The sequence below is a fragment of the Paramagnetospirillum magnetotacticum MS-1 genome (genome assembly GCF_000829825.1).
In the GTDB taxonomy this organism is placed as follows: Bacteria; Pseudomonadota; Alphaproteobacteria; order Rhodospirillales; family Magnetospirillaceae; genus Phaeospirillum; species Phaeospirillum magnetotacticum.
Map to the genome: position 1 here is coordinate 1311831 of NZ_JXSL01000030.1, position 23598 is coordinate 1335428.

The 23598-nt window shown below is 65.6% G+C and carries 30 protein-coding genes; 25 read left to right on the top strand and 5 right to left on the bottom strand.

Annotated elements, in window-relative coordinates; all coding sequences use genetic code 11:
• Nucleotides 1-13 precede the first annotated feature (13 nt).
• The 10 genes from CCC_RS18730 (at nt 14) to CCC_RS22250 (ending at nt 8884) form a co-directional block, all read left to right on the top strand.
• Nucleotides 14-277 (top strand): hypothetical protein, encoded by a 264-nt coding sequence (locus tag CCC_RS18730; protein WP_009870829.1) that lies wholly within the window; start codon nt 14-16, stop codon nt 275-277.
• Nucleotides 274-753, top strand: a complete 480-nt coding sequence (locus CCC_RS18735) for a hypothetical protein (RefSeq protein ID WP_009870828.1) — start codon at nt 274-276, stop codon at nt 751-753. The genes CCC_RS18730 and CCC_RS18735 overlap by 4 nt, the downstream gene beginning before the upstream one ends.
• Before the next feature lie 99 nt (nt 754-852).
• A complete protein-coding gene (locus CCC_RS18740) occupies nt 853-1689 on the top strand; it encodes an ATP-binding protein (protein ID WP_009870827.1) in 837 nt (278 codons plus the stop codon).
• Between the two features lie 18 nt (nt 1690-1707).
• A complete protein-coding gene (locus CCC_RS18745; protein WP_009870826.1) occupies nt 1708-2457 on the top strand; it encodes a hypothetical protein in 750 nt (249 codons plus the stop codon).
• Nucleotides 2458-2494: 37 nt separating this feature from the next.
• Nucleotides 2495-2722, top strand: coding sequence for a hypothetical protein (locus CCC_RS18750; RefSeq protein WP_009870825.1), 228 nt, complete (start codon nt 2495-2497; stop codon nt 2720-2722).
• 140 nt (nt 2723-2862) lie between these two features.
• On the top strand, nt 2863-3090 hold the full coding sequence (locus tag CCC_RS22850; protein WP_009870824.1) for a DUF6511 domain-containing protein: 228 nt from the start codon (nt 2863-2865) through the stop codon (nt 3088-3090).
• A 10-nt stretch (nt 3091-3100) separates the two neighbouring features.
• Nucleotides 3101-3898, top strand: a complete 798-nt coding sequence (locus CCC_RS18760; RefSeq protein ID WP_009870823.1) for a hypothetical protein — start codon at nt 3101-3103, stop codon at nt 3896-3898.
• Complete coding sequence (locus CCC_RS22245; protein ID WP_152619801.1) at nt 3895-4551, top strand: hypothetical protein; 657 nt, start codon at nt 3895-3897, stop codon at nt 4549-4551. Before CCC_RS18760 ends, CCC_RS22245 begins: the two co-directional genes overlap by 4 nt.
• A gap of 2 nt (nt 4552-4553) precedes the next feature.
• Nucleotides 4554-5861, top strand: coding sequence for an ATP-dependent DNA helicase (locus tag CCC_RS18775; RefSeq protein WP_236686412.1), 1308 nt, complete (start codon nt 4554-4556; stop codon nt 5859-5861).
• Complete coding sequence (locus CCC_RS22250; protein WP_009870820.1) at nt 5858-8884, top strand: DUF927 domain-containing protein; 3027 nt, start codon at nt 5858-5860, stop codon at nt 8882-8884. Before CCC_RS18775 ends, CCC_RS22250 begins: the two co-directional genes overlap by 4 nt.
• Before the next feature lie 3 nt (nt 8885-8887).
• Here CCC_RS22250 and CCC_RS18785 read toward each other — a convergent pair whose 3' ends face one another.
• Nucleotides 8888-9109 carry a YozE family protein gene (locus CCC_RS18785; protein ID WP_160295547.1) on the bottom strand — a complete coding sequence of 74 codons (222 nt, stop codon included), beginning with the start codon at nt 9107-9109 and terminating at the stop codon, nt 8888-8890.
• Between the two features lie 546 nt (nt 9110-9655).
• Between CCC_RS18785 and CCC_RS18790 the strand changes: the two genes are divergently transcribed.
• The 5 genes from CCC_RS18790 (at nt 9656) to CCC_RS18810 (ending at nt 14097) form a co-directional block, all read left to right on the top strand.
• Complete coding sequence (locus CCC_RS18790; protein ID WP_009870819.1) at nt 9656-10123, top strand: crossover junction endodeoxyribonuclease RuvC; 468 nt, start codon at nt 9656-9658, stop codon at nt 10121-10123.
• Nucleotides 10120-10317 (top strand): hypothetical protein, encoded by a 198-nt coding sequence (locus tag CCC_RS18795; RefSeq protein WP_009870818.1) that lies wholly within the window; start codon nt 10120-10122, stop codon nt 10315-10317. The genes CCC_RS18790 and CCC_RS18795 overlap by 4 nt, the downstream gene beginning before the upstream one ends.
• Nucleotides 10310-10798, top strand: coding sequence for a DUF6362 family protein (locus CCC_RS18800; RefSeq protein WP_041042319.1), 489 nt, complete (start codon nt 10310-10312; stop codon nt 10796-10798). The genes CCC_RS18795 and CCC_RS18800 overlap by 8 nt, the downstream gene beginning before the upstream one ends.
• 342 nt (nt 10799-11140) lie before the next feature.
• On the top strand, nt 11141-12826 hold the full coding sequence (locus tag CCC_RS18805; protein WP_009870816.1) for a DNA cytosine methyltransferase: 1686 nt from the start codon (nt 11141-11143) through the stop codon (nt 12824-12826).
• Nucleotides 12827-12828: 2 nt separating this feature from the next.
• The gene (locus tag CCC_RS18810) at nt 12829-14097 is read left to right on the top strand and encodes a site-specific DNA-methyltransferase (RefSeq protein WP_009870815.1); all 1269 of its coding nucleotides are present in this window, start codon (nt 12829-12831) and stop codon (nt 14095-14097) included.
• Here CCC_RS18810 and CCC_RS18815 read toward each other — a convergent pair.
• A complete protein-coding gene (locus CCC_RS18815) occupies nt 14084-14293 on the bottom strand; it encodes a hypothetical protein (RefSeq protein ID WP_009870814.1) in 210 nt (69 codons plus the stop codon). The two genes, CCC_RS18810 and CCC_RS18815, sit on opposite strands and share 14 nt — an antisense overlap.
• A 1-nt stretch (nt 14294) precedes the next feature.
• Nucleotides 14295-14459 (bottom strand): DUF6900 domain-containing protein, encoded by a 165-nt coding sequence (locus tag CCC_RS22585; protein ID WP_009870813.1) that lies wholly within the window; start codon nt 14457-14459, stop codon nt 14295-14297.
• A gap of 91 nt (nt 14460-14550) precedes the next feature.
• Here CCC_RS22585 and CCC_RS18820 point away from each other — a divergent pair, with 91 nt between their 5' ends.
• From CCC_RS18820 to CCC_RS18830, 3 genes are all read left to right on the top strand, one after another.
• Complete coding sequence (locus CCC_RS18820) at nt 14551-14760, top strand: DUF7220 family protein (protein ID WP_041042321.1); 210 nt, start codon at nt 14551-14553, stop codon at nt 14758-14760.
• Nucleotides 14761-14835: 75 nt separating this feature from the next.
• On the top strand, nt 14836-15105 hold the full coding sequence (locus CCC_RS18825) for an HU family DNA-binding protein (RefSeq protein WP_011382811.1): 270 nt from the start codon (nt 14836-14838) through the stop codon (nt 15103-15105).
• 3 nt (nt 15106-15108) lie between these two features.
• A complete protein-coding gene (locus CCC_RS18830) occupies nt 15109-15297 on the top strand; it encodes a hypothetical protein (RefSeq protein WP_009870810.1) in 189 nt (62 codons plus the stop codon).
• Here the strand turns inward: CCC_RS18830 and CCC_RS18835 are convergent.
• Nucleotides 15273-15863 carry a DUF3489 domain-containing protein gene (locus CCC_RS18835; RefSeq protein WP_041042324.1) on the bottom strand — a complete coding sequence of 197 codons (591 nt, stop codon included), beginning with the start codon at nt 15861-15863 and terminating at the stop codon, nt 15273-15275. The genes CCC_RS18830 and CCC_RS18835 overlap by 25 nt on opposite strands.
• 98 nt (nt 15864-15961) lie before the next feature.
• Nucleotides 15962-16324, bottom strand: a complete 363-nt coding sequence (locus tag CCC_RS18840; protein WP_009870808.1) for a hypothetical protein — start codon at nt 16322-16324, stop codon at nt 15962-15964.
• Between the two features lie 97 nt (nt 16325-16421).
• On the opposite strand from CCC_RS18840, the gene CCC_RS18845 reads away from it, so the two are divergent.
• The 7 genes from CCC_RS18845 (at nt 16422) to CCC_RS18875 (ending at nt 23597) form a co-directional block, all read left to right on the top strand.
• Nucleotides 16422-16973, top strand: coding sequence for a hypothetical protein (locus CCC_RS18845; protein ID WP_009870807.1), 552 nt, complete (start codon nt 16422-16424; stop codon nt 16971-16973).
• Nucleotides 16974-17040: 67 nt separating this feature from the next.
• Entirely contained in the window at nt 17041-18921 is a 1881-nt protein-coding gene (locus tag CCC_RS18850; protein ID WP_009870806.1) for a phage terminase large subunit family protein, read from the top strand.
• Nucleotides 18922-18923: 2 nt separating this feature from the next.
• On the top strand, nt 18924-19133 hold the full coding sequence (locus CCC_RS18855; protein WP_009870805.1) for a phage head-tail joining protein: 210 nt from the start codon (nt 18924-18926) through the stop codon (nt 19131-19133).
• Nucleotides 19134-19135: 2 nt separating this feature from the next.
• The gene (locus tag CCC_RS18860) at nt 19136-20929 is read left to right on the top strand and encodes a phage portal protein (RefSeq protein ID WP_009870804.1); all 1794 of its coding nucleotides are present in this window, start codon (nt 19136-19138) and stop codon (nt 20927-20929) included.
• Nucleotides 20926-22158: a S49 family peptidase gene (locus CCC_RS18865; protein ID WP_009870803.1), complete on the top strand. Its 1233-nt coding sequence runs from the start codon at nt 20926-20928 to the stop codon at nt 22156-22158. Before CCC_RS18860 ends, CCC_RS18865 begins: the two co-directional genes overlap by 4 nt.
• Nucleotides 22159-22170: 12 nt before the next feature.
• Nucleotides 22171-22560, top strand: coding sequence for a head decoration protein (locus tag CCC_RS18870; protein ID WP_009870802.1), 390 nt, complete (start codon nt 22171-22173; stop codon nt 22558-22560).
• 14 nt (nt 22561-22574) lie between these two features.
• Nucleotides 22575-23597 (top strand): major capsid protein, encoded by a 1023-nt coding sequence (locus tag CCC_RS18875; protein ID WP_009870801.1) that lies wholly within the window; start codon nt 22575-22577, stop codon nt 23595-23597.
• The last annotated feature ends 1 nt before the right edge of the window (nt 23598 follow it).

Below are 23598 nucleotides of genomic sequence, written 5' to 3' on the forward strand. Positions count from 1 at the left end.
AGAGGGGGACCGAATGGACACCTGCAAAGCCGATATCGCCGACCACGTCAGCACCTTCATCGCCGATGTCCAGCGAGAGGTCGATGACTGGCTGGCGGAAACGGGGACCGCGCCGACCATGTTCTGCAAGAAGGCGGTCAACGATCCCAACCTGCTGCGCCATATCGAGCAGGGCCGCCGCCGACTGACCTTCGCCATGGCGGTCCGCCTGCGCGATTACCTTGCCGAACAAAAGCACAACACTGACGGTGCCGGTTGCCGGAGGATCGCTCAATGACCATCCCCAACCGCCCCAGCCTCGGCGATCTGTTCGGCATGCCGGTCGGTGATGTCGCCACCCTGCCGGCCGAGATGCTGGCCATGCTCCAGGAGGAGGTCGACGAGTCCCTGCGTCGGGCCAAGGCCGTCAAGGACCGGCTCGATGGAGCGCTGGACAGGAAATACGGCACCATCGCCGCCGAGTTGCGGAGCCGCGAGGGCAAGGACACCGGCACGGTGCGTTTCGATGATGGCGCCGTCACCGTGGCGGTTGATCTGCCCAAGAAGGTGGACTGGGATCAGGAGCAACTGGCGGCCACCGTCGAACGCATCCGCGCCGCCGGTGACGATCCGGCCGAATACGTCGATCTCGCCTTCAAGGTGCCGGAGCGAAAATACGCCGCCTGGCCAGCCCACATCCGAACTGCCTTCCAGGCCGCCCGCACGGTGAAGACCGGCAAGCCCAGCTTCGTGCTGAAACCCATCGCCCCCTGAGACAACGACGGGGCAGCCCGTACCGCAAGGGCGGGCAGGTATCCCTTCGGCGCCCGGTCAAAGCCCCGTCGTCCCCGCTCTGAATTGGAGAATCTCCCCATGGCCATTCGCATCATCACTGCCGATGAACGCCTTTCGTCCGCCGGCAATAAAACCTCGGTGGCCATCTTCGGCCCGCCTGGTTGTGGCAAGACCTCGCTGCTGAAAACCCTGCCGCCCGGCCAGACCGTCTGCCTCGACCTGGAGGCCGGCATGAAGTCGGTGCAGGACTGGCCCGGCGCCAGCATTCCGGTGCGCAGCTTCGGCGACTTCCGCGATCTGGTGGTGCTGATCGGCGGCCCCGATCCGGCGGTCGATCCCAACGCCTTCTACAGCGCCCAGCACCACCAGCATGTGCGCTCGCTCTATGCCGGATCGGGAGTCGAGGAATTCCTCGCCACCATGCCGGTGATCTTCGTCGATTCCATCACCGACCTCACTCGCCAGGCCATGGCCTTCGCCAAGCAGCAACCCGAGGCATTTTCGGATCGCACCGGCAAGCCCGATATCCGTGGCGCCTATGGCCTGCTGGGCCGCGAAGTGATCCAGGCGCTGAAGCACCTGCAGCATGCCCCCGGCAAGACGGTGATCTTCGTCGGCGTGCTGGAAAAGGTCACCGACGAGTTCAACGCTACCAGTTGGCAGCCGCAGATGGAGGGATCGAAGGCGGGGCGCGAACTGCCCGGCATCGTCGATCAGGTCATCTCCATGCACCTGTTCTCCCAGGATGCCGAGGGCAACTGGCTGCTGGACGAAAAGGCGACCGAGCGCCGCCTCGTTTGCCGCTCCGGCAATCCCTACGGCCTGCCTGCCAAGGACCGCTCCGGCCGCCTGGAGGTGACCGAGGCCCCCGATCTCGGCGCCTTGCTGGCCAAGATCAACCGTATCCCCGCCTGACCGAGAGGAGATTTCCCCATGACCTACGATTTTAACGATGCCCAACCCCAGATGATGCCCCAGGGAGAAGTGATCCCCGATGGCACCTTCGCCAAGATCCGCATGACCATCCGCCCCGGCGGCACCAACGGCTCGGCCCCCATGGATGCCGGCCTGCTCAAGGCCTCGGCGGACAGCGACGCCAAAATGCTCGATTGCGAATTCACCGTGGTCGAGGGGCGGTTCGTGCGCCGCAAATTCTGGCAGAACTTCACCGTCTCGGGCGGCAAGCTGGACGACAAGGGCCAGAGCAAGGGCTGGAACATCTCGAAGGCATCATTCCGCGCCATGGTCGACAGCGCGCTGGGCCTCAACCCCAAGGATATGAGCGAGGCGGCCAAGGCCAAGCGGGTGATCCAGGGCTTGAAACAATTGGACGGCATCGTCTTCGTCGCCCGCATCATGGTTGAGCCTCCCTCCGATCCCAAATTCCGCGCCAGGAACAAGCTGGCCAATGTAGTGCTGCCAGGAGAGCCGCAATTCGACGCGGTGATGCGGGGCGAAGAGGTCGAACCCGATCCGGTTGATGCCAAGCCGCAGAAGTCGGCTTCGGGCACGGTGGCGCAGAACGCCCCCGCCTGGGCGGCCGATGCGGCTCCGGCGCCTTCATCCTCGGCTGGCGCGCAACAGCCGGGTGGTGCGTCGTGGACTCAGCAGCCCCCGGCGGCGGCCCCGCCGCAGGCCTCACCGCAGCCGGCGGCCAACGGCCCGGCTTGGCTCAATGGCTGAGGGAGATGCCGCTCGTCCTCGGGCGGGCGGCCCCACCATGACCGATGATGAATGGCAGGCGCATACGACGCGCCAAGCGGCAAAGGCGATCGGCGAATGGCTCGAAGCCCGAGGAAAACTGCACCAGCCCATAAGGGCGCTGGCCATGTGGGAGCTGGAGGCCATGGCCTCCAACGCCATCGGCAGCTTCATCGTGCTGGCCTCGCAGCGGATCAAGGCGGAGCCCGATCAGCACCCGGAGCTGACCCTGCTCTTGCTGGGGTAGCGGTCTGCTCCATCTGCGGCCGCGAGGCCAGGGGCTTCGGCTACGTCCACCGCCTGCGCCACGACGACTTTCCCCATTACGGATTCTGCTCTCGCCCCTGCCAACAGGCTGGCGCCGAGATCGCCCGACGGAGCAACGGCATGATCGACAAGACCGCCCGAGAAACCCAGGCCATCAAGGATGCCCGGCGTCCCTTCGCCGAGACCCTGACCGCCCTGGGCCTGATGGAGCATTTCTATAACCGCTCCGCCGCCGACATCGACCGGCTGATCGAGGCGGCCGTCACCGGCTATGTCGAGTCCATGCAGCGGCAGGCGGGCGTCAAGGAACGCTCCGGCCTGCCGTTCGACGACGAAATCCCATTTTAGGGAGCCGATCATGCTCGACCTGAATCATGGCTCCGGCTGCCAATACCAGAGGCCGGCTCGCGATCCCGGCATCACCATGGCGATCAACGCCGCCATCGATGCCGCCCTGGTGTCCCGCAACCGGGCACAGGCCGCCCGCCAGTATGTCAGCACCTCTGGATTGGGGCGCGAATGCCCGCGCCAGATCCAGTACGACTATCTCGCCATCCCCAAGGACGACGGGCGGGATTTCGAACCCAAGACGCTCCGCATCTTCGAAGCCGGACACCGCGGTGAAGACGTGGTGGCGGCTTGGCTGCGGGCTGCGGGGTTCGATCTACGCACCGAGCGCCGTGATGGGCGGCAGTTCGGGTTCTCGGCGCTGGGCGGACGCTTCAAGGGCCATATCGACGGCTGCCTGGTCGGCGGCCCGGTAACCATGGCCTATCCAGCATTATGGGAAAACAAGGCCCTCGGCGTTTCCTCGTGGAAGGACGTGGTCAAGCGCGGCGTGGTGCTGTCCAAGCCGGTCTATGCCGCCCAGCTTGCCCTCTATCAGGCCTATATGGATCTGCCGGCCCCGGCGCTGTTTACCGCGCTCAACCGCGACACCTGGGAAATCCACTGCGAGCTGGTGCCGTTCGACGCCGCCCTAGCCCAGATCATGAGCGACCGCGCCGTCCAGGTGGTGCAGGCCAGCGACGCCCAGGAGCTGCTGCCCCGCGCGGTCGCCGAACGCAGCTCGGTGGTCTGCCGCGGCGGCAAGACCAGCGGCGGCTGGCATTCATCCTGCTCGTGGCAGGATCGCTGCTGGGGAGATGCACGATGACGACGAAACATCGCCCCTTGAGCTACGAGATCCTCCAGATTCGCGAGACCGGCGGCCCCCGCACCATCGCCCGGATCTGGTGCGCCGCGTGCGGCGACACCCTCGATCTCACCCTCACCGCGAATCGTCACGCCGACAACGTCGAGCGGCGGGCCAAGGCCAAAGGGTGGGACTGCGACAAGAACCGCGCCAGCCGCACCATCTGCCCCGACTGCAAGGCGGCTCCTCCCGCGAGAATCAAGCCGGCCATGCCCATCGTACCGAAAGCCTGTCGATCCGCCACCGCGGCGAAACCCGCCATCCCCGCCATCCCCGCCATCCCAACCGCCAATAAGGAGCCCCCGATGACCGCCATCACCCCTGCCGTCCGCCCCGCCACCCCCGACGAGCGCATGCGCATCCGCCACAAGCTGGACGGGGTGTTCGACGATGCCAAGGGCATGTACCTGGATGGCTATTCCGATCAGCGTGTCGCCGAGGAATTGAAGCTGCCGCGCAAGATGATCGAGCAGATCCGGGAAGCCGCCTACGGTCCCATCCGCACCGATCCCGAGATCGAGCAACTGCGCACCGACATCGCCGCCCTGATCGCCATGGCCTCCACCCTGACCAATCGGTTGGCCGAGGTCGAGAAACGCTTCCAGGCCCGGTGACGATGATGGGCGACATCACCCCGTCCGACACGCAAGCCCAGGCCATCGCCGCCATCCGTGACTGGTTTCAGACCCGCACCGACGAACAGCAGGTGTTCCGGCTGTTCGGCTTTGCCGGGACCGGCAAGTCCACCGTGCTGAAATTCGCCCTCGACGATCTGGGCCTCAGCCCCCATGCCGAGGATCGTCCCGGTGTGGTCACCGCCACCTTCACCGGCAAGGCCGCCCTGGTGCTGCGCCGCAAGGGAACTCCGGCGCGGACCATCCATAGCCTGATCTACAGCGTCATCGAGGCCACCGATGAGGAGATCGAGGAAGCGGGCAAGCGCATCGCCCAGGCGGAAATCGACGCCCGCCATCTCACCGGCTTCGACCGTACCGCCGCCGAGGCCGCCATCGAGGCCATGCGCCAGACGTTGCGTGACATGAAGAAGCCGCGCTTCGCCCTCAATCCCGACAGCCCCGCCGCCAGCGCCAAGCTGATCGTCTTGGACGAGGTGTCCATGGTCGGAGACGAGATGGCCCGCGACCTGATGAGCTTCGGTCGCCCCATCCTGGTGCTGGGCGATCCCGGCCAGTTGCCGCCAATCAAGGGCGAGGGCGCCTTCACCCAACAGGCCCCCGACATCATGCTGACCGAGATCCACCGCCAGGCCGCCGAGAGCGCCATCATCCGTCTCGCCACCATGGCGCGTGAAGGCCGCCCCATTGGCTTCGGCCAATACGACGATCATGCCTGGAAAATGCGCATGGCCGACGTCACCCCCGATCAGGCCCTGCGCGGCGGTCAGGTCATCTGCGGCAAGAACGCCACCCGGTTCCAGCTCAACAATGCCCTTCGCCGCGCCGCTGGGTTCGGGGGAACATTCCTGCCCACCGGCCCGAGCGAAAAGATCATCTGCCTCAAGAATCAGTCCGACCTCGGCCTGATCAACGGCATGTTCCTGTCATTGGCCGATATCGCCGACGAGGGCAGTCAGTATTTCTCGGCGGTGGTCACCGACGAAGATGGCACTCATGTCGGGCCGCCGGCCAGGAACGGTCGCCCAGGGCGGCTCAGGATCTACAAGGGCCATTTCGAGGACCATGTCGCTCTCGACCCGAATCGCCATGACCGCGATTGGCGCGACAAGAAGAAGCTGACCGAGGCTACCTTCGGTTGGGCCATCACCTGCCACAAGGCGCAAGGCTCCCAATGGGAGAACGTTGTCGTCTGGGACGACGGTCTGGGGCGAAGCGAGCAGGACCGCCGCCGCTGGCTGTACACCGCCATTACTCGTGCAGAAAGGGGGCTGGTGATACTCGCATGATCGACCTCAACGACGTCTGGCAACCGCCTGCCCGTTTTGATCTGCCCGAAATCCGGGGTCGCCTCGCCGCCACGGCACCGGACTGGCTGCCCGGCCTGTTTCCGCACGGTCTCCTGTCCCCGGATCGCCGGACGCTGCGCTGTGCCGATCTGGCGGGGCGGTCGCCGCGTAAGGAGGGCTCGTGCATCATCCATCTTGCCGGCCACCACGCCGGTTGGGGCTTCGACCATGCTACCGGCGAGAGCGCCGGCCCCATCGATCTGATCCACCACGCCACCGGTCTCGCCGACCGCGAGCTGTTCGAGGAAGCCGCCCGGCTGGCGCGGCTGGATATGCCGGCGGTCACCCGCCCCATGGCAGCGAAGCCGACCCACGACCTGGAGATCGCCCGCATCATCGGTGGCAGCGTGCCGCTGGCCGGTACCATCGGCGAGATCTACCTGAAGGGGCGCGGCATCGGCGATCCCCGCTCGCCCGACCTGCTGTTCCACGATGACCTTCCAGATTTCGAGGGGCGGCGCGGCTGGCCGGGCCTGGTGGGCATCGTCCGTGACGGTGCCGGCAACCCCGTCGGCGGCATCCACCGCACCTTCCTGCTCGACGGCGGCAGCGGCAAGGCGCCACCGGGCAAGAAGATGCTGGGATCGGTGGCCGGCGGTTCCGTCCGCCTGTCGCCGATTCCCGCCGATGGACATCTCGGCATCGGCGAGGGCATTGAGACCGCGCTGTCGGCCTGGGCCATCTTCGGCATCCCCACCTGGGCGGCACTGTCGGCGGGCAACCTGCGCGACTGGCAGTGGCCCGAGGGCATCCGGCGCGTCACCATCTTCGCCGATGCCGGTGATGCTGGCATGCAGGCTGCCGCCGCCCTGGCCGACCGTCTCAACGCGGCCGGCATCCCGTCCACCATCGTGTCGCCCCTGCACGGCGACGACTTCAACGACGATCTCGGCAAGGGCGCGGTCGCCGCACATTATAATGTGCATCCCGCTGTCGAGGAGGCACCGCCCACCTTCGAGAGCATGATGGCGCAGGTGGAAACTTTGTCGGATGGGGACGCCATAGCCCTGGGCCGCCTCTATGCCCAGATCGCCACCGGCAATATGGAGATATTCCAGCAGGACAAGCTGTTCGCCGCCATCAAGAAGCAAGCCAACATCAACATCCCCACATCGCGGCGACAGGTGGCCGCCCTGCGGAAGACGCTGGATGCGGCGGCGGCGGATCACGAGGCCGACGATGTCAGCTTCGACGACGAAGTGCGGCAGATGGCCACCGCCTATCCGTTGCCCCGAGCCGAGGGCGTCGATCTGCGCCTGTGCCGCTCGTCCCGTTCCGGCGAGATCATGGTTCACCGCAACATGGGCAGCGGCAAGGATGGCCGAACCGTGTGGCAGCCGGTCGCCAGCCCCTTCGGCATTCCCTCCCGGCTGCGCTATCTCGACCAGGACGACGCCTACGGTTTGCGGATGGTCATCCGCGATATGCATGGAAATCCTCGAGTGGTGGACTTTCCCCGTTCGGCCATCGCCCAGCAAGGGGCGCAGGAAATCCGCTCCGCCCTTTATGCCGCCGGTCTGCGCACCTGCGCCGACGGCGATCAGGTCGCCGTCATGCTGCTGAAGGCCGTCAATCCTCAGGCAGAGACCCTGGTGGTCAGCCGTCCTGGCTGGCATCGGCTGGAAGGCCACGATCATCCGGTGTTCGTCACCCCGGCGGGACAGGCCATCGGCGATGCCTCGGCGCTGGAACTGGCCGCCAACGCCCGCTGCGAATCTGTCCGCGGTACTCTCGACGGCTGGAAGGCGGCAGTGGCGGCAGCGGCCTCGGTCCAGGGCTGTCCGCATTTTCTGCTGGGCGTCCTGGCCGGGTTCTCAGGCGTGGTGCAATCGCTGGCCGGGCTAGACAGTTGCGGCCTCAATCTCAGCGGCCTGTCTTCCAGCGGCAAGACCACGGCGCAGAAGCTGGCGGTGTCCGCCTGGACCTCCACCGGAATTGGTGCCGGCCTGCTGCAATCCATGCGCTCGACCGAGAATGCCGTGGAAGTCATCGCTCAGGCCGCCAGCGGCACCGTCCTCGCCCTGGACGAACTGGCCCATGTGGACGGCCGCACCATCGCCAAGCTGATCTATGCCATTGCCGGCGGCCAGGGCAAGGCGCGCATGACCGCGGGCGCCATGCTCAAGCAGCGCTACGCATGGTCCACCTACGCCCTGCTGTCCAGCGAATGCTCCCTGGAGGAAAAGGTCCGGGCCGACGGCGGTGCCTGGATCGCTGGCATGGCGGTGCGCATAGTCGACGTGGATGTCACCGACGTGGATCGCACCGTACCGGCCTCCACGTTGCGGGCCATTGCAGGGATCGACGACCATCATGGCCATGCGGGACCGGCCTTCGTCGAACAGATCATCGCCATCGGCCTGCACCAGACGCCCGATGTGCTGCGCGAGCGCATCCTGGCCGAAGCCCGGAACCTCGCCGGTGACACCACAGATTCCGCCCGCATCCGCGCCGCCACCTGTCTGGCCCTGCCGCTGGTGGCCGGGCAACTGGCGCAGGAATTTGGCCTGCTGCCATCCTTCATCGACATAGAGACACCAGCGCGCTGGGCATGGACGCGATTCCAGAAATCCTCGGACGCCGAGGCCCTGACTCCCGGCGATCAGGTCATCTCCATGCTGCGGGCCTGGATCGCCGAACGCTGGGACGTCACCATCAAGGCGGTCGACGCGGGTGATTACAGCTTCGACCGTAAAGCCAACAATCGCGAGGCCGTCGCCTGGTACGACCGCGACGCCATTTACATCCCCGCCCACCGTCTGCGCGAGGCGGCGGGCGAAACCCTGAAGGCGGCGCAGATCAGCAAGATCCTGACCGACCGTGACATGCTGGCCCGCCGTGGCGACGAAAAACGGGCGGCCATCCGCTACATCCCCGGCATCGGGCGTATCGACGCCTATGCGCTCAGGCGTTCCGAACTCGGCCGCAGCGGACGCCGGATCGACGAAGACGACGATCTGTAAGGCTCAGCCCCCCGCCTGCCGCTGCAGGGCCGCACGATATCCCTGCCAGACCATCCGTGCCGCCGCGACAGCCTCCTCACAGGCACCTCTCCTCGCCAGATAGAGCTTCAGGTCCGGCCACGACTGCACGTCGGGGAAGCGCGGATCACGCCGTGCGTCCTCGACGAAATCCCCCTGGGGATTATCCCTGCACTGCCTGCCCGCAATATATTCCCGAAAGGTCATGGGCCACTCCGCCATCAAGGAGTGGCCACTGTGGCCACTCGCGCCAACGCAATCAACTGCGTGGCTGATGAAAAAACCCATCGGTGAGCCAACCCGGCCAGGCTCTGGGCCATCGCCGTGACCACTGGTGGCCACCGGAACTGTCCAGTGGCCACTCAGCCATCCTCAGGTGGCCACTAAATTCACATTATAAATCAATGCATTGCGCAGGTTGTGACCACAGTGGCCACTGTGGCCACCTCGTCGGGGTGGAGTCTGGGGATGGAGAAAATTTTTTCATTCCCTCGGTCCACCCCAGAAATTTTTTTGGATCGCGTGTCGAGGCTATTGTCGGCGGAAAAGGTGGCCACAGTGGCCACAACCTTACTTACTTATTGTTTTTAAAGAAGAAAAGCAGTGGCCACCTGCCTTGAACGAGTGGCCACTCGGTGGCCACTGGTGGCCACACGCAAAAGGACATGGCAATTCGGTTTGAACCGCAATCCCGCACTCCATAAAGTGCCCATCGACCAAAGCCGGAGGCCCACAGATTCGTGAGCCTTCACCATGACCACCATTCTTGCCCTTGATCTGGGCTCCACCACCGGCTGGGCCATGCGCCTTGCCGACGGTATCATTGTCTCCGGCACCATGGAGTTCCGCCCCGGCCGATTCGAGGGGGGTGGAATGAGATTCCTGCGCTTCCGATCCTGGCTCGATCACCTCGAAGCCGGTGCCAAGGGCATCGGCACGGTCTATTTCGAAGAAGTACGCCGCCACGCCGGCACCGACGCCGCCCACCTCTATGGCGGCTTCGTCGCCCATCTCGCCGCCTGGTGCGAGCTCAAGCACATTCCCTATCAGGGCGTTCCGGTCGGCACCATCAAACGCCACGCCACCGGCAAGAGCAATGCCGGCAAGGACGCGGTGATCGCCGCCATGCGATCCCGTGGCTTCAATCCCGAAGACGACAACGAGGCCGACGCCCTGGCCATCCTGTCCTGGGCCATCGACACCGAAGGAGGTGTGCGATGAACTGGCACCCTCCCGGCTTCGGTGGCACCCGCCGCGATCCTGAGCAGGTCAAGCGGGAAGGCTGGCAAGAGCGTGGCGTCCTGGTCATTGCCGAAGACGATCAGCGTCTTACCTGGCCCGAGCGTGAACTGATCCGCCAGTTGGGCGCCAAGCTCTACGGTGCCCGTCCCACCGAGGAGACCTCCCATGACTGAAATCAACTGGACGCCCTCCCTGGTCGAAGACCGCCTTGCCGAAGCCGCCGACACTCTGCGCCGCCTGCCTGAAACCAGAGTTCAGGGGCATGCCAGCATTTGGCCGCCCTATGTGCAGGAATGCTTGGAATCCACCGAGGTGAAGCTACGCCGTCCGCCACCCTCCGCCGCCGCCATCACCCGCATGGACGAATCCTTGCCCTGGTTGCGCCACCTCGATCCCACCGACGCCAAGATCATCTGGCTGCGGGCCACCAACGCGCCATGGAAAGTGATCTGCTGGCAGGTCGGCATGACGCGGGCGACCGCTCACCGGCACTGGCTGTTCGCGCTGTGCGTCATGGCCTGGAAGCTGAACGGCAAGCGCATCCCTCGTCACATTTCCAAGGTAGATCTGATCGCCCGCACCAAGGCGGCGGAGGAAAGCGAAAAGTGTATCGATACATCGCAGGGCGCGACAGTGATGGCCAGTCTGGGGTAGATGTAAGTCCAGGCTCGCGGAAAGGGCGGCGGCAACGATCACTAAATGATCCGCCGCCCGAAGCGGGCGAAAGATTAGAACACCGTACCGTGGAGAATTGGTTCCTCCCCGGCATCTTCCGCTATGCGGGGGGCATCAGCGCCCGATTTCGCTAGCGACAGCCCGAAAATCTGGGTTTCCACTTAGGTTTCCAGTTTCCAGCCCAAAGGCGCGTTTGTCCAAGGACAGCGCGCCTTTCGCATTTCCGGGGGACTGGAAACCAGGGTGGAAATCACCCCTGGAAACCTGACCGGGTTTCCACCTGCCGGTTTCCAGTTTCCACCAGCCCAGGTTTCCACCTCCATGCAGTCTGCTCTCCCCGAGCCGGTATCCCCGGCCATCGGCGTGATATCGCGCGCCTTGGCCGCCGAAGGGCTGGTCTATGGCAGCGTGTGCAGTGGGATAGAAGCTGCGACGGTCGCCTGGGAACCCCTGGGCTGGCGTCCGGCATTCTTCGCTGAGATCGAACCGTTCCCCAGCGCCGTGCTCGCCCACCACTACCCTCATGTTCCCAATCTGGGCGACATGACCGCCATCGACGGTCAGGCATGGCGGGGCAAGATCGACGTGCTGGTGGGCGGCACACCCTGTCAGGCGTTCTCGGTGGCGGGCCTGCGCAAGTCGCTGGGCGATGAGCGCGGCAACCTTGCTCTCAAATTCGTGGAACTCGCCGATGCCATCGACCCAGCTTGGATTGTTTGGGAGAACGTCCCCGGCGTCCTGTCCACCCGCGACAACGCCTTCGGATGTCTTCTGGGTGGATTGGCCGGCGAAGATGGTCCGTTGCTCCCACCAGGGGGAAAGTGGACGGACGCTGGTGTTGTGTTTGGACCCACGCGCACAGTCGCGTGGCGCGTCCTCGACGCCCAATATTTCGGCTTGGCCCAACGCCGCCGCCGTGTGTTCGTTGTGGCAGGTCCTCGAGACCGGGCCGATCCCGTCGCGGTACTTTCTGAGCGCCAAGGCGTGCGCCGGGATCATCCGCCGAGCCGAGAAGCGGGGCAAGGCATTGCCCCGACAATTAGCGCACGCACTCGCGGCGGTGGCGGGCTCGGCACCGATTTCGACATCGACGGCGGACTGATCGCCGAAGCCTTCGGCGGCAACAACACCTCCGGTCCCATCGAAGTGGCCACCGCGCTGAATGCCTGTTCGTCCGCCAGTGGCCGGATGGATTTCGAGAGCGAGACCTTCGTCGCCACCACCTTGCGGGCTCGCGATCTGTCCCGTGGCGTCGATAGCGACTGCACCGACACGCTGATTGCCCATTCCCTTCGCGGCGAAGGCTTTGACGCCTCGGAAGATGGCACCGGACGTGGCACGCCGCTGGTCCCGGTATCCATCGCCATCCCGATCCAGGAGGCCGGTGCCCGCACAGGAATCAGCACCACCGACCCTCGCGCCGGTATGGGTGTAGGCAGTGACGGCGACCCGATGTTCACGTTGCAGGCGGGCAAGCAGCATGCGGTGGCGTTCAATCTGCGCGGCCGGGACGGCGGGGCGCAGGCCGAGCTTGATGCCGACAACCTCGCCAGCCTCCGGGCGGCCAGCGGCGGATCAAGCCGCAGCTACGTGGCCTTCGCCCAGAATCAGCGGGACGAGGTTCGCCCTCTGGACGTTGCCGGTGCCCTGGCCGCCGAGCCTGGGACCAAACAGCAGACCTATGTCGCCTTCGATTGTAAGGCTGGCACCGGGTTCCAGACGGTCGAGGCCGATGGCGTCACCCCGACCTTGCGGGCGATGAATGCCCTGGGGCGTGACAATGCCGGTGGCCAGTTGGCGGTCCAGCACGGCATGGCGGTGCGCCGACTGACGCCCCGCGAATGCGAGCGGCTACAGGGATTTCCCGACGATTACACCCTCATCCCTTGGCGCGGCAAGCCGGCGGACAGGTGCCCCGACGGCCCCCGCTATCGGGGCCTGGGGAATTCCATGGCTGTTCCGGTGATGTCCTGGATCGGCAGCCGCATCCAGGCCGCAGGAAAATAACAATGACCCATCCGCTTCCAGACTCTGTCGAGCCTTGGCCCATCGACCGGCTGATCCCCTATGGTCGTAATGCGCGGACCCATTCGGACGGCCAGGTGGCCCAGATCGCCGCCAGCATGGTCGAGTTCGGCTGGACCAATCCGGTGCTGGCCGACAGCAAGGGCAATGTCATCGCCGGGCATGGCCGACTGGCCGCCGCCGAGTCCCTGGGGCTGGACACGGTGCCGGTGGTGATTCTCGATCATCTGACCGAGGCCCAGCGCCGCGCCTACATCCTGGCTGACAACAAGCTGGCCCTGAATGCCGGATGGGATGATGAAACCCTGGCGGCGGAACTGCACGCGCTCAACGCCGAGGGCTACGACCTCGACCTGATCGGCTTCTCCACCGAGGAACTGGATGCCCTGATGGCTCCCCTCGACGACGAGGGCGGCGGCCAGGGCGAAGGCGACGAAGACGAAATCCCCGAGCCGCCCGCCGATCCGGTGACGCGGCCCGGTGATCTGTGGATCTTGGGCCGCCACCGTCTGCTGTGCGGCGACAGTACCAGTGCTACCGATGTGGAGCGTCTGCTGGCCGGGGCCATGCCGCACCTGATGGTCACAGATCCACCTTACGGGGTGGAATACGATCCCACCTGGCGGAATGAAGCCGGGGTGTCGTCCTCGGCCCGCACCGGCAAGGTGGCCAATGACGACCGCGCCGACTGGCGGGAGGCCTGGGCGCTCTTCCCCGGCGAGGTGGCCTATGTCTGGCATTCGGCCATTTACACTAGGACTGTCGCGGACAGCCTGGAGGCCAATGGCTTCAAGCTCCGCGCCCAGATTATCTGGTCGAAGCCGCGCTTCGTGCTGGGCCGCGGCGATTATCACTGGCAGCACGAACCCTGCTGGTACGCCGTCCGCAAGAACGGCACCGGCCATTGGCAGGGAGCGCGGGATCAGGCCACCATTTGGGCCATCGGCAATAACGGTGATGAGGACGAAGCCACGGTCCACGGCACCCAGAAACCGGTGGAATGCATGCGTCGTCCGATCCTCAACAACAGCGCCGAGGGTGACGCGGTCTACGAGCCGTTCGCGGGCAGCGGCACTACGGTGATCGCCGCCGAGACCACCGGCCGCATCTGCGTTGCCATGGAATTGAACCCGGCCTATGCCGACGTGATCGTCGGCCGCTGGCAGAAGCTGACCGGCCAGAAGGCCGTGCTGGACGGCGATGGCCGGAGTTTCGAGGAGATCGCCGCCGGGAAGGTGGTTAGCGCCGGGTGATCCGGCGCAGGGAATGCTGGTACTTGGCGTCGGTCGGCTTCCAATTCAGCGGCTTGCAGCCGAGGCGCAGGTCGCGCTCCCAGAATTCAAGGATCTGCTGGTTGGAATAGCCCTTGCCCCGGAAGTATTCGAAGTCGCTTTGCGACCACTGCGGATGGGCCTTCAGGGCGGCGGTGGGGCGGACGGTCAGGGCCATGCTACTTGGCCTCCCGGCCAGCGGCGTAGGCCGCTTCCAGGGCCTTCTTGATCTGCCAAACCGCCAGTTCGTGGAAGTCCAGGCGGTCGCTCTTGCGGGTGTCCAGGGTTTCGATGTCGAGGATCTGGGTGGCGATCTCGGTCAGGGCTTGGTCTCGGGCTTTCATGCTCTTGGCCTCCGTTGTGGTGGGGCCAGTACCGCTCTATGTCGCCGACAGATCAAGTCGATTAAGTGTGCGATTTCAATAAGGTGATCGATTGCGCCAGTCCCATCGAATGTCACTGGCCGAGGCCGCAGCCAACGTGTTGATCGGCTACGCCATCGCGGTCGCCACCCAGGTGATGGTGTTCCCGGTCTTCGGCATTCACATCACCCTGGCCGATGATCTCCGGATCGGTCTGGTGTTTTTGGTTGTCTCGCTGATCAGAAGCTACATGCTGAGGCGGGTCTTTGAACGGCTGCTATGAGGATGAAATTGCGGGCTTGGATTCGTCCGCCTCTGAATCTACTCTTCCGGCCTTGATTTCCGAGGGGTGAGCATCATGAGTAAATCCGCCATGTCCAAGGCCATCCGCCAAGCCGCTGGCTGCACTGTCGCCCAGGCTGATGCCGCCGTCGAAGCGGTGCTGGCCACCATCGTCGAAGGCGTCAAGACCGAGGGCCGCTTCAGCCTCATCGGCTTCGGCTCCTTCTCGAAGTCCGAGCGCCCGGCCCGCCAGGGTCGCAATCCGCGGACCGGCAAGACCATCGACATTGCCGCCTCGACCTCGATCAAGTTCAGCACCTCGGCGGCGCTGAAGAAGTCGCTGTAGCCGATGGCGGTTGCCCCCGAGCATGTGGCCAAGGCCGCATCCGAGATGCTGGCGCGTTACGGCATCAATGCCGTCGCCAGGGCACAGGATCGGGTGAATGACGTATCGAGGGCGGGTGATCGCACCGCCCTCGATCTCGCAATGTTGCTGTTGACCGAGGTGGAGCGTCAGGCTGCGGCTTCCACATCCTGAGCAATCCGGTACACCCGGCCCCTCGTTTCAATTTTCTCACTGGTGACGTTGAGCCCCAGCTTCTTTTTCAAGGCCCCGGCGATGAAGCCCCGAATGCTGTGGGCCTGCCATGCCGTCGCCTCCATGATCTCGGCAATGCTGGCGCCTTCGGGCCGCTTCAGCATGGAAATCAGTGCCTCTTGCTTGGTGCCTTCGCGGGGCTTGCGGGCCGGTTTCGCGACGTGGGCGTCCGTGGGCGGGGATTCTGCCTCGTCGGCCATGTCAGTCGCCGGTTCTTCTTCCGGCGCCGTGTCCGCGCCCGTGTCGGCGACAATGCCCAACGCCGTGTAGGCGGCGGCCGTGGAAACCAGCGTCAGCGGGGTTCCATCCTCGGCCTCCCGCCAAACCGGGATGCCGACTTCGGCCGGTATCGCCTCGATCAAGCCCTTCTTGATCATGCTGGTCAGCACCATATCAACTGCGCCACCCTTCAAGGATGTGGTGATCGGCAGGACCAGCCCGCCCTCGCGGGCGCAGGCAGCGGACAGGATGACGGACTGGGTATCGGAAAGCTGGATCGTGGCCATGGTGGTTCCCTCTGATTTGGTGGCGCGGACATCCCGCGTCTGTACCACCCTGGGCCCCGCCAGCTGAGCCGGTCGGGGCGGTGAGGGAGAACCGTTGATCAGGCGACGTCGGCCATGACCTCGAAATGGGTAACGAAGCCGGTGAGGTAGGGCAGCCCGTGTGGGATGCCGGTTTCCCGCGCCGTGAGGCGGCTGATGGTCCAGGCCATCCAGCGGGCCACCGCCGCGTCGATTGCCGCCGTCAGCCCGAGACCGCGAAACAATCCGTTGGCGACGTCGTCGGCAAAGTGACGACCCTGGGTGCTGTCGAGGAAATCGCGCACCGCCGTGTCGGGACAGCCGGTGGCGAGTTGGATCGCAGGCATCGCCAAATTCCAGGCTTCGGTCTGGTCGGCGTGATCGCCCATGGTGCCGAAAAAGCCCCAATCAATATTGGCAGTGGGGAGGATGGTGTTGGGCATGGTGGTCTCCGTTGTTCGTGGGACCATCCATCGCTCTGTCGGCCCGGCACATCAACTGGAATAGCGGATCATTTCCTTTCGTTTTAAGGCTTCGATCATGGGGGTGTCCGTTCGCGAATATGCCCGCAGGCGTGGCGTCAGCCATACCGCCGTGCGCAAGGCGGTGCAGACGGGCCGCGTTCCGCAGGAGCCCGACGGCACCATCGACCCGGTAAAGGCCGACGCCGCCTGGGATGCCCAGACCGACCCGGCCCGACGGGCGGCAGCACCGCCGCCCTCAATGCCATCCCCCACCCCGAAGCCATCCTCGTCGCCATCACTCCAGCGCGAGACCGTTCCGCCATTGCCCAGCACATCCGGCGCCACCTTCAACCAAGCCCGCACGGCGCATGAAGTCGCCAAGGCCCAGAAAGCCCGCATCCAGGTGGATCGCCTCAAGGAAGAGGTGGTCGATCGGGCGCGGGCCACCGCCCTGGTGTTCAAGTTGGCCCGCCAGGAGCGGGATTCCTGGGTCACCTGGCCCGCCCGCATTGCCGGGCAGATGGCGGCCGAGGTCGGGATCGAACCGCATTTGATGCAGACCCTGCTGGAAACCCATGTGAGGGCCCATCTTGCCGAACTCGCCGAAATCGAGCCGACGTTCCGGTGATCGTGGGGGTGAGGATTCCTTCGCCTTCCGGGGATCGGATGTCCTGCTCCAGGCGTGGCGCGATGGATTGCGTCCAGATCCGGCCCTGACCGTCTCGGAATGGGCCGACCGCCACCGCATGCTGTCCAGCCGGGCCTCGGCGGAACCTGGGCGCTATCGGACGGCCCGCACGCCCTATATGCGCGATATCATGGATGCGCTGTCGCCCTCCAATCCGGTACAGCGGGTGGTGTTCATGAAGGCGGCCCAGGTGGGGGCGACTGAAGCGGGTTGCTGCTTCATCGGCTTTGTCATCCACCATGCGCCGGGGCCGATGCTCTGCGTCCAGCCCACGGTGGAGATGGCGAAGCGGGCGTCGCGCCAGCGCATCGACCCTCTGATCGAGGAAAGCCCGGCGATCCGCGATCGGGTCAAACCGGCCCGGTCGCGTGACGCGGGCAATACCATGCTGTCGAAGGATTTCCCCGGCGGCACCCTGGTGCTGACCGGGGCCAACAGCGCTGTCGGCCTGCGCTCCATGCCGGCCCGCTACCTGTTTCTCGACGAGGTCGATGCCTACCCGGCTTCCGCCGACGAGGAAGGTGATCCTGTCGGGCTGGCCGAGGCCCGCTCGCTGACCTTCGCCCATCGCCGAAAAGTGTTCCTGGCCTCGACCCCGACCATCCGGGGCATGTCGCGCATCGAGCGGGAATACGAGGCCAGCGACCAGCGCCGGTTCTTCGTGCCGTGTCCCCATTGCGGGAGCATGCAGTGGCTGAAATTCGAGCGGCTGCGCTGGGACAAGGGCCGCCCCGAGACGGTGCGCTATCACTGCGAATCCTGTGACCAGGAGATCGCCGAGCACCACAAAGGCGCGATGCTGGCGGCAGGCGTTTGGCAGGCGACGGCCACGGGCACTGATCCCGGTACCATCGGCTTCCACATCTCGGCGCTGTATTCGCCGCCGGGCTGGCAGTCGTGGCGCGACATCGTCCGCCTGTGGGAAGCGGCCCAGGGCAATGACGATGCCCTGCGGGTGTTCAAGAACACCGTGCTGGGCGAAACCTGGACCGAATCCGGCGAGGCCCCCGACTGGCAGCGGCTCTATGACCGCCGCGAGACCTGGGCCAACGGCACCGTCCCGGCGGGCGGGCTGTTTCTCACCGCCGGGGCCGACGTCCAGAAGGACCGCGTCGAGATCGATGTCTGGGCCTGGGGCCGCAACCTGGAAAGCTGGCTGATCGACCATGTCGTCATCGACGGTGGGCCGGAACACGCCGAGACCTGGACGGCGTTGGAGCGGGTGCTGGGGCAAACCTGGACCCATGCCAGCGGCGCGGCCCTCAAGATCGCCCGCCTCGCCATCGACAGCGGTTACGAATCCTCGGCGGTCTACACCTGGGGCCGCAGGATGGGCGTCGGCCAAGTCTCGCCCATCAAGGGCGTCGAGGGCTTCAACCGCTCCAGCCCGGTGTCGGGGCCGACCTTTGTGGACGCTACCGAGGGCGGCAAGAAGGTGCGCCGTGGTGCCCGCCTCTGGACGGTGGCGGTGTCCACCTTCAAGTCGGAGACCTACCGGTACTTGCGCCTGGAGCGGCCCACCGACGAGGAACTGGCCGAGGGAATCCGTTACCCGGCCGGAACGGTGCATCTGCCATCGTGGGCAGACTCGGAGTGGTGCAAGCAGTTCGTCGCCGAGCAGCTGGTGACGGTCAAAAACCGGCGCGGCTTCACCAAGCTGGAATGGCAGAAGCTGCGCGAGCGCAACGAGGCGCTGGATTGCCGGGTCTATGCCCGCGCCGCCGTCTGGATCGTCGGTGCCGACCGCTGGTCGGAGGCCAAATGGCGGGATCTGGAAGCCCAGATTGGCCCGTCCGAGACGGTTCAACCCGAAGAAGCCCAGGCGGGTCAGATCCGCCGCACCGTCCGTCGCCCCCGGCGGATCATCAAGTTCAGCGGGATGCACTGATCATGACTCTCGACGAAATGAAGGCCGAGCGGGAAAAGGTGCTGGCGCGGCGTAACTCACTGGTGGCTCGCGTCACCGTCGGCGACCGCACCGTCCAATACGACCTGACCCAGGCCAACCATGTTCTGGCCGATCTCGACCGCCGTATCGCCATGCTGGAGGGCAAGAAGCCCCGTCGGCGCATCCTCGCCGTTGCCACCAAGGGATTGTAACCATGTTGTTGGGACTGCGCAGGAGGATCGGCGCCCTGATCGGCGGCTTCGAGGCCGCCCAGGGCAGTCGGCGGCTCAAGGGTTTCCAGCCCAGCCGCGCCCATGTCAACACCTTGATCTCCGCCGCTGGCTCCGACATCACGGCGCGAGCCCGCTATCTGGTGCGCAACAACGGCTATGCCCTCAATGCCGCCGAAAGCTGGACCGGAAACGCCGTCGGCACCGGCATCAAGCCGTCGTCCCTGATCGCCGACAAGGATTTGAAAGCCCTGGTGCAGCAGCTCTGGCTGGCCTGGACCGACGAATCCGATGCCGAGGATCTGACCGATTTCTACGGCCAGCAGCGTCGGGCCGCCCGCGAGGTGTTTATCGCTGGCGAGGTGTTCTTCCGCCTGCGCCCGCGTCGCCCCGAGGATGGCCTGACGGTGCCGTTACAGCTTCAGATGCTGCCCTCCGAGATGCTGCCGCTGACCCGAACCGAGGTTCTTCCCAACGGCAACGTCATCCGCCAGGGCATCGAGTTCGACCGCATCGGTCGGCGGGCTGCGTATTGGTTCCTGCGCCGCCATCCCGGCGATCTCACCGACCCCGGCATGGTCGGCGAAATGGTGCGGGTGCCCGCCGCCGAAATCATCCATGTCATCGACCCGGTGGAATCCGGCCAGCTTCGGGGCGTGTCCCGGCTGGCCCCGGCCATCGTCAAGCTGTTCCTGCTCGACCAGTACGATGACGCAGAACTTGAGCGCAAGAAGATCGCGGCGATGTACGCGATGTTCGTCATCTCGCCGGCCCCGGCCGACGTGATCGACATGGTGCCCGCCGATGACGGTTCCGGCGATCGCATTGTCGAGGTCCAGCCCGGCCAGGTGGTGCCCTTGGAGCCGGGAGAGCAAATCCAGACATCGGCCCCAGCCGATGTCGGCGGTTCCTATGAGCCGTTCGAGTATCGGACGCTGCTGCAGATCTCGGCCGCCACCGGCATCCCTTACGCCTACCTGTCCAACGACATGTTGAAGGCCAACTACTCCAACTCGCGCATGGCGCTGCTGGAATTCCGCCGCCGGGTCGAGGCCTGGCAGCACTCGGTGATGGTCCACCAGATGTGCAGGAAAGTGTGGCAGCGCTGGCTGGATGTGGCGGTGCTGTCCGGGGCGCTCGACATCCCCGGCTATGAACGCAACCGCGCCAGCTTCATCGCCTGCTCCTGGCTGCCGCCCAAATGGGACTGGGTCGATCCGCTGAAGGACGCAAAGGCCGAGATCGAGCAGATCGGCGCGGGGCTGAAAAGCCGCAGCCAAGCCCTGGCCGAACGCGGCTACGACGCCGAGCAGGTGGATGCCGAGATCGCCGCCGATAAGGCCCGCGAACAGCGGCTGGGGTTGTCGTTTGGGGCCACGCCGCCGGCAGCCCCCACCCATGACACCAGCCCCATCAGCAAGAGGATGGACATGAGCGAACGCGTCTTCAGCATCGACACCGTCAGTGAGGTGACGGGGATTTCACGAGCGAACCTCCACCAGATGATTTGCCGCCGGCATTTCGTGCCCATCCACAGCACTCGAAATGGCGTTGCTCGTGACTTCACGCTGAGGGACATGGTGCATCTCGCCGTCGTTTCCGATCTGCGCTCCATCGGAATCGATCTCCGGCGGGCGGTGAATATGGTCGGCTCCTCGGCTGACGGCACAGCAGGGCGGGATATTGTCACCTGCCGCAGCGGCGAGATCGAAATCACCGTCGATGTAGCCCGCATCGCCGACCGTGTCCGCGACCGGATGGCGGGGGAGCGGTCATGACGGACCTCCCGCATCTCGCGGCTCGCCTGTATGGGACGCCGCTGCTGGTCGCCCGCAGTAAGCTGGATGTGATCCTGGGTGCTCTCGGCCCCCGGCTGGCTGGGCAGTCCATCTCCTTCGACGGCGATACGGCTCCGTCCGCCGATGTGGCGGTGACGTCCGACGGTATCGCCATTATCCCGGTAATCGGCACCCTGGTGGCGCGCTCCGGCTATCTCGGTGCCGCCAGCGGCCTCACCGCCTATTCCGACATCGCCGATACCATCGAAGCGGCGGCCACCGATCCCGGCGTTCGCGCCATTCTGCTGGACGTGGATTCCTCCGGCGGCGAGGTGGGCGGCCTGTTCGATCTGGTCGACCACATCCAGGCCATCCGCAGCCAGTGCGGCAAGCCCATCTGGGCGGTGGCCGACGAGGCGGCGTTGTCGGCGGCCTATGCCATCGCCTGCACCGCCGACCGCCTCTACGTCACCCAGACCGGCGAGGTCGGCTCCATCGGCGTGGTCGCCGTCCACCGCGACGAATCCGGAGCCGATGCTCAGGCTGGGCTGGCGTGGAGCTTCGTCCATGCCGGTGCCGCCAAGGTCGATGGCAACCCGCATCAGCCGCTGTCTGACTCTGCCCGCGCCATGCTCCAGGCCGATGTCGATGCCCTGTACGGGAAATTCACCACCCTGGTGGCCGAGCGTCGCTGCCTGTCTCCCGACGTCGTGCGCGCCACCGAGGCTCAGGTCTATCGCGGCGATCAGGCGGTGACCGCTGGGCTGGCCGACAAGGTCGGCACCATGCGTATCGCACTGGCTGATCTCGGTGCCACCCTGGCGCGCCCGTCTATCCGTTCCCCCGTCCTGTCCAAACCCAAGGAGACCACCATGTCCGAGCAAACGGGGGACATCCCCGTCATCGAAACCGAGCGCCCCAATTCGGGAGCCATTGTTCCGGTGCCCGGCGCAGTAACCGCCCAGGTGGAACAGCGTCTGCGCGCCGAATATTCCGAAATCAGCGCCATCGCCGCCCAGGCAGCCCGCCTGGGCGTGACCATCGATCCCGCTGAGGCCATGGCCAAGGGCATCCGCCCCGAGGCGCTGCGTCGCACCGTGCTGGAGCAACTGGCTGAGCGCTCCGAAGCCACTGACGTGGTGGCCGCCGCTCCGGCGGGTGCGGTCCCGAAAACTGAAACCGAAAGCCCCATCGTCCGGCGCGCCCGCGAGGCCGCCGCCCGCAAATAACGGAGATCACCCATGTCCGTGCTGACCATGGCGCCCACCCTGGGCGATCTGCTGAAGTTTGAACTGAACGCCAGCTACACTCGCGAAACCGTCACCCTGAAGGCGGGGACCAGTTATCCCCTGGGTTCCGTGCTGGGCCGCATCACCGCCAGCGGTGAATACCGCCTGTCACCCGCCGCACTGGTGGCCGGCGACGACGGAGCGGAGAACGCCAGTGCCGTGCTGATCGAATCGGTGGATGCCACCGACGGCGTGGCCACCGGCCTGATCGCCGCCCGCGGCCCGGTCATCCTGGCCGATGCCGCCCTGGTGTTCGACGCCTCGGTCGACCAGCCCGCCGAACGCACGGCCAAGACTACCCAGCTTGCCACCGTGGGTCTGGTTGCCCGCCACACCGTCTGATCGGAGCCTTTCCCATGACCCAGATTATCAATCCCTTCGACGTGGGCGGCTACTCGCTCGCCGAAATGACCCAGGCCATCAACATCCTGCCCAACCTCTATACTCGGTTGGGCCAGATGGGACTGTTCCGTTTCGAGGGCGTCACCCAGCGCAGCGTCATCATCGAGCAGGCCGAGGGTGTTCTCAATCTGCTGCCCACCGTACCGCTGGGCGGCCCGGCCACCGTCGCCAACCGCGATGCCCGGAGCATGCGCTCGTTCACGGTGCCGTGGATTCCCCATGACGATTCCATCACGCCCCAGGATGTCCAGGGCGTGCGCGGCTTCGGTGTCGCCGACGCCGCCGATCCGTTGGCCACGGTGATGGAGCGCAAGCTGACCCGCATGCGCTCGAAACATGCCCAGACCCGCGAGTTCATGGAGGTCAATGCGCTCCGCGGCATCATCCGCGATGGCTCCGGGTCCACCCTCTACGATTACTTCAGCGAATTCGCCCTGACCCGCCAGCAGGTGGATTTCACCCTCGGCACCGCCACCACCAACGTCCAGAGCAAGATCCGCGATGTCCTGCGCAAGGTGGAGGTCGAGTTGAAGGGGGAGACCATGACCAGCGTGCTGGCCCTGGTGTCCCCGGAGTTCTTCGACAAGCTGATCGGCCATGCCAAGGTCGAGCAGGCATACCAATACTATTCCTCCACCGGCGCCCAGCCGCTCCGGGAAGACGTCCGCCGCCGCTTCCCCTTCGCCGGCATGGTGTTCGAGGAATACAGCGCCACCGTCACCCTTTCCACCGGTGCGACGGAAACCTTGATCCCGGCGGGCGAAGGCATCGCCTTCCCGTTGGGCACCATGGACACCTTCGTCACCTATGGCGCCCCGGCCAATTTGATCGAGACGGTCAACACCCTCGGCGTGCCCATGTATGCCCGGCAGCTTGCCCGCCAGGATGGCAGCGCCATCGACGTCAAGACCGAGGCGTCCATCCTGCCGGTCAACAAGCGCCCGCGTCTGGCGGTGCGGTTGTTCTCGGGCAACTGAG

What these genes read in the sequence shown, in the direction of transcription:
- CCC_RS22585 (WP_009870813.1), bottom strand. Translation starts at nt 14,459, where the DNA reads ATGAAAGCCCGAGACCAAGCCCTGACCGAGATCGCCACCCAGATCCTC.
- CCC_RS18800 (WP_041042319.1), top strand. Translation starts at nt 10,310, where the DNA reads ATGACTGAAATCAACTGGACGCCCTCCCTGGTCGAAGACCGCCTTGCC.
- CCC_RS18840 (WP_009870808.1), bottom strand. Translation starts at nt 16,324, where the DNA reads ATGCCCAACACCATCCTCCCCACTGCCAATATTGATTGGGGCTTTTTC.
- CCC_RS18830 (WP_009870810.1), top strand. Translation starts at nt 15,109, where the DNA reads ATGGCGGTTGCCCCCGAGCATGTGGCCAAGGCCGCATCCGAGATGCTG.
- CCC_RS18775 (WP_236686412.1), top strand. Translation starts at nt 4,554, where the DNA reads ATGATGGGCGACATCACCCCGTCCGACACGCAAGCCCAGGCCATCGCC.
- CCC_RS18740 (WP_009870827.1), top strand. Translation starts at nt 853, where the DNA reads ATGGCCATTCGCATCATCACTGCCGATGAACGCCTTTCGTCCGCCGGC.
- CCC_RS18815 (WP_009870814.1), bottom strand. Translation starts at nt 14,293, where the DNA reads ATGGCCCTGACCGTCCGCCCCACCGCCGCCCTGAAGGCCCATCCGCAG.
- CCC_RS18845 (WP_009870807.1), top strand. Translation starts at nt 16,422, where the DNA reads ATGGGGGTGTCCGTTCGCGAATATGCCCGCAGGCGTGGCGTCAGCCAT.
- CCC_RS18760 (WP_009870823.1), top strand. Translation starts at nt 3,101, where the DNA reads ATGCTCGACCTGAATCATGGCTCCGGCTGCCAATACCAGAGGCCGGCT.
- CCC_RS18825 (WP_011382811.1), top strand. Translation starts at nt 14,836, where the DNA reads ATGAGTAAATCCGCCATGTCCAAGGCCATCCGCCAAGCCGCTGGCTGC.
- CCC_RS18790 (WP_009870819.1), top strand. Translation starts at nt 9,656, where the DNA reads ATGACCACCATTCTTGCCCTTGATCTGGGCTCCACCACCGGCTGGGCC.
- CCC_RS18795 (WP_009870818.1), top strand. Translation starts at nt 10,120, where the DNA reads ATGAACTGGCACCCTCCCGGCTTCGGTGGCACCCGCCGCGATCCTGAG.
- CCC_RS18860 (WP_009870804.1), top strand. Translation starts at nt 19,136, where the DNA reads ATGTTGTTGGGACTGCGCAGGAGGATCGGCGCCCTGATCGGCGGCTTC.
- CCC_RS18785 (WP_160295547.1), bottom strand. Translation starts at nt 9,109, where the DNA reads ATGACCTTTCGGGAATATATTGCGGGCAGGCAGTGCAGGGATAATCCC.
- CCC_RS22850 (WP_009870824.1), top strand. Translation starts at nt 2,863, where the DNA reads ATGATCGACAAGACCGCCCGAGAAACCCAGGCCATCAAGGATGCCCGG.
- CCC_RS22245 (WP_152619801.1), top strand. Translation starts at nt 3,895, where the DNA reads ATGACGACGAAACATCGCCCCTTGAGCTACGAGATCCTCCAGATTCGC.
- CCC_RS18855 (WP_009870805.1), top strand. Translation starts at nt 18,924, where the DNA reads ATGACTCTCGACGAAATGAAGGCCGAGCGGGAAAAGGTGCTGGCGCGG.
- CCC_RS18875 (WP_009870801.1), top strand. Translation starts at nt 22,575, where the DNA reads ATGACCCAGATTATCAATCCCTTCGACGTGGGCGGCTACTCGCTCGCC.
- CCC_RS18810 (WP_009870815.1), top strand. Translation starts at nt 12,829, where the DNA reads ATGACCCATCCGCTTCCAGACTCTGTCGAGCCTTGGCCCATCGACCGG.
- CCC_RS18805 (WP_009870816.1), top strand. Translation starts at nt 11,141, where the DNA reads ATGCAGTCTGCTCTCCCCGAGCCGGTATCCCCGGCCATCGGCGTGATA.
- CCC_RS18870 (WP_009870802.1), top strand. Translation starts at nt 22,171, where the DNA reads ATGTCCGTGCTGACCATGGCGCCCACCCTGGGCGATCTGCTGAAGTTT.
- CCC_RS18835 (WP_041042324.1), bottom strand. Translation starts at nt 15,863, where the DNA reads ATGGCCACGATCCAGCTTTCCGATACCCAGTCCGTCATCCTGTCCGCT.
- CCC_RS18730 (WP_009870829.1), top strand. Translation starts at nt 14, where the DNA reads ATGGACACCTGCAAAGCCGATATCGCCGACCACGTCAGCACCTTCATC.
- CCC_RS18735 (WP_009870828.1), top strand. Translation starts at nt 274, where the DNA reads ATGACCATCCCCAACCGCCCCAGCCTCGGCGATCTGTTCGGCATGCCG.
- CCC_RS18745 (WP_009870826.1), top strand. Translation starts at nt 1,708, where the DNA reads ATGACCTACGATTTTAACGATGCCCAACCCCAGATGATGCCCCAGGGA.
- CCC_RS22250 (WP_009870820.1), top strand. Translation starts at nt 5,858, where the DNA reads ATGATCGACCTCAACGACGTCTGGCAACCGCCTGCCCGTTTTGATCTG.
- CCC_RS18750 (WP_009870825.1), top strand. Translation starts at nt 2,495, where the DNA reads ATGACCGATGATGAATGGCAGGCGCATACGACGCGCCAAGCGGCAAAG.
- CCC_RS18865 (WP_009870803.1), top strand. Translation starts at nt 20,926, where the DNA reads ATGACGGACCTCCCGCATCTCGCGGCTCGCCTGTATGGGACGCCGCTG.